Annotated in this window: 14 protein-coding genes and 1 CRISPR repeat array; of the genes, 9 read left to right on the forward strand and 5 right to left on the reverse strand. The window is 32.8% G+C overall.

Annotated features, from left to right (window positions below):
* Positions 1-2 precede the first annotated feature (2 nt).
* From gatB to PP176A_RS00110, 5 genes are all read left to right on the forward strand, one after another.
* On the forward strand, positions 3-284 hold the full coding sequence (gatB, locus tag PP176A_RS00090; RefSeq protein WP_071138423.1) for a PTS galactitol transporter subunit IIB: 282 nt from the start codon (positions 3-5) through the stop codon (positions 282-284).
* Positions 285-301: 17 nt separating this feature from the next.
* Positions 302-1,654, forward strand: coding sequence for a PTS galactitol transporter subunit IIC (locus PP176A_RS00095; RefSeq protein WP_071138424.1), 1,353 nt, complete (start codon positions 302-304; stop codon positions 1,652-1,654).
* A 105-nt stretch (positions 1,655-1,759) separates the two neighbouring features.
* Positions 1,760-2,581, forward strand: a complete 822-nt coding sequence (locus PP176A_RS00100) for a BtpA/SgcQ family protein (RefSeq protein ID WP_071138425.1) — start codon at positions 1,760-1,762, stop codon at positions 2,579-2,581.
* Positions 2,582-2,676: 95 nt separating this feature from the next.
* Positions 2,677-3,327, forward strand: coding sequence for a ribulose-phosphate 3-epimerase (locus PP176A_RS00105; RefSeq protein ID WP_071138426.1), 651 nt, complete (start codon positions 2,677-2,679; stop codon positions 3,325-3,327).
* Positions 3,328-3,349: 22 nt separating this feature from the next.
* Positions 3,350-3,832 (forward strand): PTS sugar transporter subunit IIA, encoded by a 483-nt coding sequence (locus tag PP176A_RS00110; RefSeq protein WP_071138427.1) that lies wholly within the window; start codon positions 3,350-3,352, stop codon positions 3,830-3,832.
* A gap of 319 nt (positions 3,833-4,151) precedes the next feature.
* Positions 4,152-4,446: direct repeats of the CRISPR family, unit length 30 nt; unit sequence GTTGAACCTTAACATAGGATGTATTGAAAT.
* Between the two features lie 248 nt (positions 4,447-4,694).
* On the opposite strand, the gene PP176A_RS00115 is transcribed toward PP176A_RS00110, so the two are convergent.
* From PP176A_RS00115 to PP176A_RS00120, 3 genes are all read right to left on the reverse strand, one after another.
* Complete coding sequence (locus PP176A_RS00115) at positions 4,695-5,429, reverse strand: metallophosphoesterase family protein (protein WP_071138428.1); 735 nt, start codon at positions 5,427-5,429, stop codon at positions 4,695-4,697.
* Positions 5,430-5,863: 434 nt separating this feature from the next.
* Positions 5,864-5,980, reverse strand: coding sequence for a beta-galactosidase (locus tag PP176A_RS16685; protein ID WP_200795935.1), 117 nt, complete (start codon positions 5,978-5,980; stop codon positions 5,864-5,866).
* Between the two features lie 173 nt (positions 5,981-6,153).
* Positions 6,154-6,354: a cold-shock protein gene (locus tag PP176A_RS00120; RefSeq protein ID WP_071138429.1), complete on the reverse strand. Its 201-nt coding sequence runs from the start codon at positions 6,352-6,354 to the stop codon at positions 6,154-6,156.
* Positions 6,355-7,341: 987 nt separating this feature from the next.
* Between PP176A_RS00120 and PP176A_RS16130 the strand changes: the two genes are divergently transcribed.
* The 3 genes from PP176A_RS16130 to PP176A_RS00130 all read left to right on the forward strand — a co-directional run bounded on the left by PP176A_RS16130 (position 7,342) and on the right by PP176A_RS00130 (position 8,967).
* A complete protein-coding gene (locus PP176A_RS16130) occupies positions 7,342-7,485 on the forward strand; it encodes a hypothetical protein (RefSeq protein ID WP_159429014.1) in 144 nt (47 codons plus the stop codon).
* A gap of 135 nt (positions 7,486-7,620) precedes the next feature.
* Positions 7,621-8,199 carry a GrpB family protein gene (locus PP176A_RS00125; RefSeq protein WP_071138430.1) on the forward strand — a complete coding sequence of 193 codons (579 nt, stop codon included), beginning with the start codon at positions 7,621-7,623 and terminating at the stop codon, positions 8,197-8,199.
* A 45-nt stretch (positions 8,200-8,244) separates the two neighbouring features.
* Positions 8,245-8,967: a creatininase family protein gene (locus PP176A_RS00130; RefSeq protein ID WP_071138431.1), complete on the forward strand. Its 723-nt coding sequence runs from the start codon at positions 8,245-8,247 to the stop codon at positions 8,965-8,967.
* A gap of 102 nt (positions 8,968-9,069) precedes the next feature.
* On the opposite strand, the gene PP176A_RS00135 is transcribed toward PP176A_RS00130, so the two are convergent.
* Both PP176A_RS00135 and PP176A_RS00140 read right to left on the reverse strand, forming a co-directional pair.
* Positions 9,070-9,675 (reverse strand): response regulator transcription factor, encoded by a 606-nt coding sequence (locus PP176A_RS00135; protein WP_071138432.1) that lies wholly within the window; start codon positions 9,673-9,675, stop codon positions 9,070-9,072.
* A gap of 5 nt (positions 9,676-9,680) precedes the next feature.
* Positions 9,681-10,727 (reverse strand): sensor histidine kinase, encoded by a 1,047-nt coding sequence (locus tag PP176A_RS00140; RefSeq protein ID WP_071138433.1) that lies wholly within the window; start codon positions 10,725-10,727, stop codon positions 9,681-9,683.
* Positions 10,728-10,912: 185 nt separating this feature from the next.
* On the opposite strand from PP176A_RS00140, the gene PP176A_RS00145 reads away from it, so the two are divergent.
* Positions 10,913-11,845, forward strand: a complete 933-nt coding sequence (locus PP176A_RS00145; RefSeq protein ID WP_071138434.1) for an ABC transporter ATP-binding protein — start codon at positions 10,913-10,915, stop codon at positions 11,843-11,845.
* Position 11,846: the final 1 nt, after the last annotated feature.

The following is an 11,846-nucleotide window of genomic DNA, read 5'->3' on the forward strand; positions in this document are numbered from 1 at the left end:
AAATGAAAAAACAAATTATTGTTGCATGCGGCGGAGGAATTGCTACTTCAACTATTATAGCTTCAAAAGTAGAAAAGATATTGGAAGATAATAAAATCGATGCCAGTATCATTCAATGCAGAGTTTCAGAAATAGATTCTCATAAAGACAATGCTGACTTAATAATTTCTTCTGCTAACTTAAAAAAGGATTATGGTGTGCCCGTACTGCAGGCAATTTCCTTTATTAGTGGAGTAGGTGTGGAAGAAACCCGCAAAAAAATAATTGAGATTTTAAAAAAATAAGTAAGGGGGTTTATTAAATGGCATTTTTCAATTTTATTAGTAGCTTGGGTTCAATGATTATGGTTCCTATAATAATCTTTATTGTTGGTCTCATCTTTAGAAATGGGCTGGCAAAATCACTTAGGTCCGGAATAACCGTAGGTGTAGGCTTTATAGGTTTAAATTTGGTTCTTGATTTGTTATTTAAATATGTTGGACCGGCAACAGATATTTTAGTGAAAAAATTTAATCTTAGCTTCAGTGTGATTGATGCAGGGTGGCCTGCTGCAGCAGCTGTAGCTTTTGGAACAAAGATTGGCGCTCTAATTATTCCGTTTATATTAATTGTTAATGTAGTTCTGTTAGTTACTAAGTTGACTAAAACAGTAAATGTGGATATTTGGAATTACTGGCATTATGCATTCACGGGAACTTTAGTAAGTACTATAACAGGCAGCTTAACATATGGTTTTATTGCAGCGGCGGCTCATGCGGCTATATCCTTAAAAATAGCAGATATAAGCGCTCCCAAAATTAAAGAGGTTATTGGGGTACCGGGGGTATCCATACCTCAAGCATTTGCAGCATCAACGGTACCGGTTTTTATACTGTTAGACAAGCTGTATGATAAAATACCTGGTTTAAAGGATATAAAGGCAGATGCAAAGACCATAAACGAAAAGCTCGGCATATTTGGAGAACCCATGATTATAGGCTTTATATTAGGGATATTATTTGGACTAATTGTTAATTATGATATAAAAGGCATACTTGAAATGGCATTTGCTATGGCTGGTATTATGCTACTATTGCCAAGAATGGTAAAAATAATTATGGAAGGTCTGGTACCGATATCCGAGTCTGCCAGAGAATTTCTACAGAGAAGGTTTTCGGGCAGTGAATTCTATATTGGTTTAGACTCAGCGATAACAGTGGGACATCCAACTACTATAGCTGTAGGGATATTGTTAATTCCTATCGTGTTAATATTAGCTTCTATACTTCCTAATAATACTACTTTGCCCCTTGCGGATTTAGCGTCAACAGCATTTTTTGTTTGTATGGCAACGCCAATTCATAAAGGCAATTTTCTAAGAATTCTTATAAGCGGAACTATAATGATGGCAATTGTACTGCTTTTATCAAGTGCATTTGCACCTATAATAACTCAAAGCGCAATTGAAACCGGTTTTGCATTTCCAAAAGGAGCACAAGCTATTACGGCATTATCCGCCGGGAATATATTTGCGTGGATTATATCCAAGATAATGTCATTAAGGATAGTAGGGGCAGTAATTATAGTTTTACTGGTATTGGCTTTTTTAATAATAAGCAAGAAATATGAAGACAAAAAATTAGTGGAATCAACAAATGAGAAAGGTATGGATTAATAAAATAAAGATATTTTTTCTTCTTTTTCGGTATTCCAAAATTTAATTGAAGCAAAGTTTATAGAATTAATTTTTATTAATAAATGGTAAAGGAGAGAGTTATTCATGGGAAAGTGGACGATTGAAGCATTGGGAACAGATAAGGTTATAATAGGGATGTGTCATTTTCTGCCATTACCGGGAGATCCGTCTTTTGATAAGAAAGGCGGAATAGAAAAAGTAATAGAAGCAGCGAGACATGATTTGTTAGCTTTGCAGGAAGGCGGAGTGGATGCCGTAATGTTTTCAAACGAATTTAGCTTGCCATATTTAACAGATGTGAGGACTGAAACGGTTGCATCTATGGCAAGAATTATCGGAGAATTAATGCCGGATGTTAAGATACCGTTTGGAGTAAATGTACTCTGGGATCCAAAACAATCGCTTAACTTAGCGGCAGCGACAGGAGCTAAATTTGTAAGGGAAATATTCACGGGAGTTTATGCCAGCGATTTTGGGCTTTGGAATACTAATTGTGGAGATGTAGTAAGACATCAGCATAATATCGGAGCAGAAGATGTAAAACTGCTATTCAATATTGTACCGGAGGCTGCCAGATATCTTGGTGATAGAAATATTATTGATATTGCAAAATCAACTGTATTTAATACAAAACCCGATGCACTATGCGTTTCCGGATTAGTTGCGGGAGCAGAAACCGATTCGCAGATACTAAAAAAGGTAAAAGAGGCAGTACCGGGGACAGTTGTATTTGCCAATACGGGGGTAAAACTGAATAATGTTGAAGAGCAGCTTAGCATTGCTGACGGAGCAATTGTAGGAACAACATTTAAGAAAGACGGAGTATTTGAAAATCCGGTAGATGTTACAAGAGTGAAAGAATTTATGGATAGGGTAAAAAAATTCAGGGAGAATTTAAAAAACTAATTTTAAACTTACGTAGCAGGACAAGCATTTATGCTTGTCCTGCTGCAAAAGAGTTAAGTATTTTCAATAACTAAGTTATAGAAGGGAGTCATAATATGCTGAATATATCTCCATCAATTGCATCTGCAAATCAAATAAATCTGGAAACGATAGTTAGGCGTCTTGAAAATATGAAAATTGACAATCTTCATATTGATATAGAAGACGGAAATTTTATACCTAATATTACATTTGGATTAAGAACTATAAAAAATTTAAGGGAGATAACGGATATACCTTTTTCTATTCATATAATGGGATATCATCCGGAAAATTATTTACATGATTTAGCTGAAATTGGCGTAGATTCGATAACTGTTAATATTGAAGCCTGTAATTATCCAAGAAAAATATTGAATATGATAAAATCTTTAAACATAAAAGCCGGTTTTGCGATTAATCCTAAGACTCCCATTGAACAAATATTATATATGAGTGATGATATAGATATGGTTCTCATAATGACTGCTGAACCGGATTGTTGCGGTCAGCTTTTTATTAGAAAGATGCTTGATAAAGTAGAGAAATTATCCCGTATTAATCATAGGAAGTTTAAAATATGGACTGACGGTGGTATTTCTAAAGTTGAGCTTTCCGATATTTACAATGCCGGAGCAGACACTGTAGTTTTGGGTAGGGAAGTTTTTAAGGATGGGAAAATAGAAGAGAATATAAAATCTATAAATAAAGTTTTATCCAATTTATAAAATAGTATATGGAGGTATAAATATGGTTCATGAATCTGATACAAGGGAAGAAGTAATATTGAATAAAGAATTAATTATATTAAATTTTAATGCTAAGGATAAAGAAGATGCATTAAGAAAGATGAGCACAAAACTATTGAAATGCGGATATGTTAATGAGGGTTTCACGGAGGCAATAATAGAAAGAGAAAAAAATTTCCCAACGGGAATATCAACTAAAAATATGGGGGTGGCTATTCCGCATACAGATGTGAAATATGTAAATAAAACCAGTATTGCTATAGGAATATTAAATAAGCCCGTAACTTTTCAAAATATGGGTTCTGATGATGAATTACAAATAAATATTATATTTATGTTAGCTATAAAAGAACCGAAGGAACAATTAAAAATGTTGCAAAAATTAACAGAAGTTTTCCAAGATGATAATGCGCTAGAGAAAATAAAAAACGCCAAAAATGAATTGGAAGTATTAGAAATAATGAAATCCTTTTTAGACAATTAACACAAGGGGACGGTTCTTCTGTGTTGCTTTTATCTTTAAAACCATGTTAAAACCCATACATGTAGGCAGAAGATGGGCTATTTATCTACAGAATATAATCAACTTGACTATAGAATTCAAAATATCAAATTATTGTTCTATGGTTTTTCCCAACCTAATTTTAATTTTATATAGACTAAGTTATTGAAAAATACATATTTTATAGGTATAATATATGTATAAATAAATTTATGAAAAACGGTTGGGAAAATAAATATAAAATCAAGAAAGTAACAGGTGTTAAGAGGTTTTATGTAAATGATGAATGTGTAATTTAGTGGTTGAACCTTAACATAGGATGTATTGAAATGAGAGCATCAAAAAACACACCAATTTTGAGCTTAAAATGTTGAACCTTAACATAGGATGTATTGAAATTGCGGATGCTGCCGTTTTCGTCAAATCCTCTTCCAGGTTGAACCTTAACATAGGATGTATTGAAATATACTACCTTCAAAACAACCGCATTTGACGAATATGTTGAACCTTAACATAGGATGTATTGAAATCTTTTACACCTATCTAAAAACTCTATAAGCTTGGGCGTTGAACCTTAACATAGGATGTATCGGAATTAAAACTTGTAAGATGTAATTAATAAAAAAAAAGGGACTGATTTAAATGGATAATAATGAAAAGATTTAATAAAGTAAATTCTAAGACTGATAGCTTAGAAAGCGAATTATTATCTAGTAAAAGGCAAGATACACTATGTCAAATAACCTTAAAAACAATTATCGATTAAATATTACATTTTATTATTTTATATCTTTTAACTAATTATTAGCTGAAGAATGAAATTATACAAAATTATTTATACAGGCTAAACCCCTAACGTCAACCTTTCATATAAGAATCTCGGTAAATTATTTTCTGCGATTTTTCGAACGGTTTTGTTTATATCGTATTCTTGACGTCTATAACAAATAGAATATTTTTCCGTATCATATATTACATAGCAACTTCTTGAATCTCCATCTCTAGGTTGCCCTACCGAGCCTATATTAAAAATATATTTTAAATGTTCATCTAACAATATTTCTTTATCATAATCAATTGTTGTAAACTCTTTTATATTTTCCAAACTATCTTCTTGCCAAATTATAGGCACATGTGTATGGCCTACAAATAGTAAATCGGTACTCATTAGTTTAAAATTTTTTTCCGCCTGATAAATATCTAATAAATATTCAAAAGGGTCATCTCCCAGACAACCATGAACAACTGTAAAATTCTCATTTTTATAAATTCTCTGAAAAGGTAATCCCTTTAAGAACGTGAAATCTTCTTCCCTCAATTGCTTTTTAGTCCAAGTTAAAGCTTGCCTTGCTACAGAATTAAACCACCAGATCATCTCAGTATTACACATTGCATAATCATGGTTTCCTAATATACAATCAAAGTCTTTTACACTATCTATGGCCTCTTTAGGATTTGCCATATATCCAACAATATCCCCGAGTACAATGACATTGCCTATCTTATCTACCTCTTTTGTTAAAACAGCATCGAGTGCTTCTATATTCCCGTGAATGTCTCCTATTAAAAGTATCTTCATTTTTGTATACGTTTACTTCTCCTTTCTTATGAACGAGAGAATAAGTTTCTCATCTCAATATTATTTAAAGGATAAGGTTACAGGAACTTATTTATATATATTATACCCTATTTAAAATGCAAAGAAAATAATAGTTCCGATAGTAATTTTTATAAAAAAGTAAGAAGGAATGTTTGGAATATTATAGAATAATTATCAGAGATTATTGAATAATTTATAGGAATTAGCTAAGAAATTATGGTTTTTAGTCAAATAAACTGGCGTTTTAATGCTATCTTACCTTATCTGTAAATCATACCTCAGGATCAGCAATGTACGATAAAGGTTCCAAAGATAAAAAGGTCCTTGAGTGTGGACTGAATCGATGCCCTGCCCGAATTTGTGACGATATCCGTAAAAATCGGTACGGGCAACCTCCGGATATTTTTTGAACATCACGCGGGCAGCGCTGCCGTAGGGGTTGCAAAAATAATATCGTGGTTTTCATGGCTGAACATCTCCACTATTTCGTCCAGCTCGTCAAAATAGTATTCGTGTTCAGAAGGCCGGATTTTTGCTTACGAAAACACATTAATGGTGGTACTGTTAATGCCTGCTTTGCGTAACAGGCGCATATCCGCGTCCCAGATTTCTCTGAGTATATTGAGCTTTGCCGAAAAAGATGCTTAAAGCCATTAAAATCCGGGATATCCCGGATTTTAATGGCTTTAAGCTAAAACACTAATTATATTCTGTTAACGTTAGAAGCCTGCGGGCCTTTGTTTCCTTGAATAACATCAAAGCTTACTGTCTGCCCTTCGTCTAACGATTTGAATCCGTCATCTTGAATTGCAGAATAGTGTACAAAAACATCATTTCCGCCTTCAACTGTAATAAATCCAAATCCTTTTTCTGAGTTAAACCATTTTACTGTACCTTTGCTCATTGGGTACCTCCTAAATTTTATTTATATTCAAATGCAAGTTTAAAAAAATCACATGTTTTTACAAATTATATATACAGATACTTATATAATCTCTAAAAACATGTGATATCTATAAATACATCTATAATACCTTTATAATATAACATAGATATTTATATATGTCAAGGATTTTTTATTTTATCTGTTATTATCTTGTGATAATGTCATCTCATAATTATCGGGTCTTTGACACTTGTAGAATAAAAAAATCGCTAAAGTCATTGAAAAGACTTTATTTTTGGTCAATTGCAAGTTTAATTGTCCGAAAATTTTAGTTACTTAGATAGCGAAAATATGATTTGTATATTTATAATTAAACAATCGCCCCGGATAGTTATTTATCCAGCTTCGATTGTTTAAGACTACTTTCCCTAATATCTTATATTTTCATTTCTTTTCGTTTTTCTTAACAGATAAATCTTTATTATTTATATTTAAAAATAGTCCCATTTCTATATAATTATATAATACATTTGTACATAAATTAAATTTGGATTTACAGAAGAGATAGCCTATAGCATTTATTAAGGATTTAACAATTTTTAATAGATGGTATTATAATATTATACTTACCTAATGTTTCTTTGGGTGCTTTTTCTGTAAATTCGTACTGCCTTTCACTCAAATTTAAAATCTTAGCTTGATTCATCAATATATCACCTTTAGTCCGGATATTATAAGATAAGGTTTTATTGCTGTGATTTTTATAAAAAATAAGGAGGAATATTTGGAACATTGTAGAACTGTTATAGCAGATTGTTGGATAAGTTATAAATAGACGGATAAGAGGTACTGAGAGTTTGTTGGAGCGATTAGAAACCGACAAGGTTATAGCAATTCAAGAAGAGAATATAGCTATTTCCTGTAACAAAGAAGCTTATTTACGATTATGACTTTGGTGACAATTGGATTGTTACTATAACCAAGAAAAAAGATTGCGGTAATTTATTGAAAAGAAATGTTATATCTTACAAAGAACTTGTTGAAGCAAACGAAACTGTACTAATTAATCATAAACCTGTTTGTATCAACGAAGATGGAGTATATGTAATTGATAATGTGGGGGTATCGAAGGATTTGTTAATTTTTTAGGAACTATATATGAGAGTGAGGATAAAGAAGAAAGTGTTAATGCTTGTACCTGCAAAGAACCTTGGTTAGAATATTGGAAAAGCTTCTAATAAAGTGATGTTGTAGTTATAAAGTAACAGACGGGAGGTATTTATAATGAGTGAAGCAAGTGATAGGGATAAATATATGGAGCAAGTCACTGTCGGTAAACGAGAGCTGCATAATGCGGAAATTACCCTCAATGAATATGACACTAATTGGCCTGTTTTGTTTGAGCGGGAAGCAGATAGAATCCGAAGGGCACTCGGCAGTAAAGCAAAGCTGATAGAGCATGTAGGTTCGACTTCGGTTCCGGGATTATGCGCAAAGCCGATTATCGATATATTATTGGTCGTGGAAGATTCTGCGGATGAACCGTCTTATATTCCGGATTTGGAAGCTGCCGGTTACATCTTGCGGATACGGGAACCGGATTGGTATCAGCATCGGCTGTTTAAAGGTCCGGATACAGACATCAATTTACATGTTTTCAGTGAAGGGGCCTCTGAAATTGAGCGGATGCTGCGTTTCCGTGATTGGCTGAGAAACCACGAAAGTGATAGGCAGCTGTATGCTGAGACCAAACGAAAACTTGCTAAGCGTAAATGGAAATACATTCAAAATTATGCGGATGCAAAAACAGAAGTCGTTCAGGAGATTATGGAACGTGCGTATTCGGATGTCCATTGTCCATAACGGACGGAAGTAGATTTGAATTTATATTGGGGAGGGTTTATCGAAATGTATATAGTTAATTATACAAGCGACGATTTCAAAAAAAATTTATCAAAATCAGATTTGGTTATTGTTCCTGTAGGTTCTGTGGAAGCCCACGGTCATCATCTTCCTCTCGGGACGGATATATTTTCTCCGCGATTGTTTTGCCAGAGGATAGACAAAAAGATCGGAGACGAGGTATGGATTGCACCAGAAATCCCTTACGGACAGAGCTATGACCTTTCCATGTATCCCGGAACCGTACATATTCCGTCGGAGGTAATGGCAAATTACTTATATTATGTTGGGAAGAGCATGTTTAATAACGGCATGAGAAAAATTATATTTTTCAACGGCCATGGCGGAAATATAAATGCCCTCAATCTTGCAGGTGAAAAGCTTGTGCCTTTGGGCTTGGATGTGGCTGTAATCAATTGGTGGCTTGATTATTCGAAAGAGATACTTACCATAACTACAGGCCAGGGTCATGCCGGAGAAGATGAAACATCCGCAATTTTATATTATGATGAGAAACTTGTTAATATGGATAAAGCGACTAAAAATACTAAAAAACCTCTTATAAAAGTACGTTATAAAAACAGAGGAAAAGAGATATTTGAAAATGCCTTAACAGGAGATGCCACGTTAGCTTCAAAAGAAAAAGGTGAAAGGATTTTTAATATACTCGAAGGTAAAATCATAGAATTTATACACATTATGAAGAGCGGAAAGTATTATACCTCATAAATACCGGATAGGCGGGTTGTTTTCTCATAAAGAAAAATAAATTTCATGCCGGAAATTATCACAATTGACGACATGAAATTTATTTATATCTCCGTAATCTGTCTATTTCAAATTTTTATAATAATAAATAGCTAACTGAGTTCTGTCCCTTAAGGACAGTTTATCCAGCATATTGGAAATATAATTTCTGACGGTTCCTTCGCTTAAAAAAAGTTTTTCCGCAATTTCTTTGTTATTCAATCCTTCTGCCACCAAAAGCAAAATATCCAACTCCCTTTCGGATAAACCTATATCCATATTTTTTTTGGAATACTTTTTAATATTGGATACAATTTTTGAATCAAAAACTAAATTCCCTGAATAAACTGCATTTATAGCAGGAATGATGCCTTTAATATTTTGCTTTAATATATACCCTTTACATCCCAAAGAAAGAGCGGCTCCGATATATTCATCATCTTGGAATGTAGTTATTAACAGGATTCTGGCATGAGGATCTGTTTTTAATATTTCTTCCGTTGCATCTATTCCGCTCATTTTTTCCATTCTTATGTCCATAAGAATTAAATCCGGCTTGTATTTCTTATAAAGTTCTACGGCCTCAAAGCCGTTATATCCTACGGCCGATATATCGATTCCGCTAGCGTTTATAATTGTCTTTAAAGATTCTACCACCAAAGGGTCGTCATCTATAATTATAATATTCATATACATTATCCTTTCATTAAAGTTAAATGTATTTTAAATCCATTGTCAAATTTATAATTCAAAAAGCCGTTATATTTATTGGCTATTTCTTCCATAGAAACAAGCCCGATTCCTTTAGTTGAAAGTAAAGTTTTTTTGTCGAAATTACTTCCGTTGTCCCTTATTATAATTGAATAAAATTTCGGCTGGCTGAATAAACTTATTCTCAGCCTTGTAGCATTGGAATGCTTAATACAATTTGTAATGCCTTCTTTTACAACGGACAGAATGTCAAATTTTAAATTATAGCTCAGATTGTCTTCAATCCTATATATAATTTCGGTATCTATGGTGGGCACTTTATTGCAGAGTTTCTCAATTTGGCTCTCCAAATCCAAAGATTCATTATATAGATTATGTATGCTTTTTCTGATATCTTCCATGCCGTTTTTTAAGGTGTTTTGGAGGGTATTAAGATTTTTTATTATATTATTTTCAGTAGATATAATTTTCAGGGCTTCCACTTGCAATATGCTGCTGCTTATTACATGACCTATCGAATCATGGAGCTGCCTCGCAATTCTGTTTCTTTCCGTAAGGATGGCAATATGAACGTCTTTCTCTTTATCAATTTTTAACTGCTTATTATATTTTTCCAAATAAAGAGTTTCTCCTTTTAATTTATCTCTTACCGTTTTATTTTCATCTAAAATGAGTTTATGCTTTTTTGTCATGGCTGCAAGATAGACTGAAATAACGGAAATAAAAGAGTTTGATAAAGAAAAATTCATAAAAATCAGAGGTAAGGAAAATATGATATATGTGCTGAAATCTAAATACATATTGTAAAGAATTAAAGGCAGATAAAAGACGAACAGAGTATCGGAGAAGCAGATCATTGCAAATGAAATATATATAATAGCTTTAATTTTTTTATTGTTTAGCAAGTCCATCATTAAAGAGAAAATAATGCTTATAAGAAAATAAAAAGCTAAATTTCCATCCGGTTTTATTTTATAGGTATTATATAAGCAAAATGTTGCAACAACTGCCTTTTCCCATAAGATTCTCATAGCAGTCCTCCTGTAAAATTTAAAATATATTGAATTTTACTCTGTATTTTAATTATACTAATATTCATCATTAAATACAATTTAAGTTATGACAAATGTCATATTAGATTATAACTTTATACACTAAAATAGATTCTTTAAAAATCATACAATAATATCAAGATCGAACGGAAGGAGTGAAGCAGATGATAGTAAAAGTGAAAAACTTAGTAAAAAGATATAAAGAATTAATCGCCCTTGACCATTTTAATATGGAAGTGGAAGAAGGAGAAATATTAGGGCTTTTAGGACCTAACGGCTGCGGAAAGACTACGGCTATAAATTCTATTCTGTCCTTATTAAACTTTGATAAAGGAGAGATAGAAGTATTCGGCAAGAAAATGACTCCGAATTCTTATGATATAAAAAGAAAAATCGGAGTGGTTCCCCAGGAGGTTTCGGTTTTTGAAAATTTAACGGTAAAGGAAAACATAGATTATTTTTGCGGATTATATGTAGATGATAAGAATTTAAGAAAACAATATGTTGAAGAAGCCATAGATTTTGTAGATTTAAATAACTATATTAAATTTTATCCAAAAAAGTTAAGCGGTGGTTTGAAGAGAAGACTAAACATTGCCTGCGGGATAGCCCATAAGCCTAAGCTTATCTTTTTAGACGAGCCGACTGTTGCGGTGGATGCCCAAAGCAGAAATTTTATATTAAACGGAATAAGGGAATTAAACAAAGAAGGCAGCACGATTATATATACGACTCATTATTTAGAGGAAGCAGAGATGATCTGCAGCAGAATCATTATAATGGATAAGGGAAAGGATTTGGTTTCCGGCACGACAGAAGAATTAAAGGCTATGATAACTACATCTGAAAAAATAGTAGCCGAATTTCTGAATATTCAAGATGAAACAATTGAAAAAATGAAAAGCATACCCCATGTAATTGATATAGAAAAAGATGGGAAAGATTGTATTATAAAATTTGAAAACGGGACTAATAACCTGACCAATCTTTTGGAATTTATAAAGGAAAATAATTTGGCCTATACAAAACTTCACAGCCAATTGCCCACACTAAACGATGTGTTCTTAGAATTGACAGGAAAGGGGCTTAGGGATTGAT

The organism is Sporanaerobacter sp. PP17-6a, from assembly GCF_900095615.1.
Classification (GTDB): domain Bacteria; phylum Bacillota; class Clostridia; order Tissierellales; family Acidilutibacteraceae; genus Acidilutibacter; species Acidilutibacter cellobiosedens.

Coding starts and splice junctions, on each gene's coding strand:
- gatB (WP_071138423.1), top strand. CDS start 3: ATGAAAAAACAAATTATTGTTGCATGCGGCGGAGGAATTGCTACTTCA.
- PP176A_RS00095 (WP_071138424.1), top strand. CDS start 302: ATGGCATTTTTCAATTTTATTAGTAGCTTGGGTTCAATGATTATGGTT.
- PP176A_RS00100 (WP_071138425.1), top strand. CDS start 1,760: ATGGGAAAGTGGACGATTGAAGCATTGGGAACAGATAAGGTTATAATA.
- PP176A_RS00105 (WP_071138426.1), top strand. CDS start 2,677: ATGCTGAATATATCTCCATCAATTGCATCTGCAAATCAAATAAATCTG.
- PP176A_RS00110 (WP_071138427.1), top strand. CDS start 3,350: ATGGTTCATGAATCTGATACAAGGGAAGAAGTAATATTGAATAAAGAA.
- PP176A_RS00115 (WP_071138428.1), bottom strand. CDS start 5,429: ATGAAGATACTTTTAATAGGAGACATTCACGGGAATATAGAAGCACTC.
- PP176A_RS00120 (WP_071138429.1), bottom strand. CDS start 6,354: ATGAGCAAAGGTACAGTAAAATGGTTTAACTCAGAAAAAGGATTTGGA.
- PP176A_RS00125 (WP_071138430.1), top strand. CDS start 7,621: ATGAGTGAAGCAAGTGATAGGGATAAATATATGGAGCAAGTCACTGTC.
- PP176A_RS00130 (WP_071138431.1), top strand. CDS start 8,245: ATGTATATAGTTAATTATACAAGCGACGATTTCAAAAAAAATTTATCA.
- PP176A_RS00135 (WP_071138432.1), bottom strand. CDS start 9,675: ATGAATATTATAATTATAGATGACGACCCTTTGGTGGTAGAATCTTTA.
- PP176A_RS00140 (WP_071138433.1), bottom strand. CDS start 10,727: ATGAGAATCTTATGGGAAAAGGCAGTTGTTGCAACATTTTGCTTATAT.
- PP176A_RS00145 (WP_071138434.1), top strand. CDS start 10,913: ATGATAGTAAAAGTGAAAAACTTAGTAAAAAGATATAAAGAATTAATC.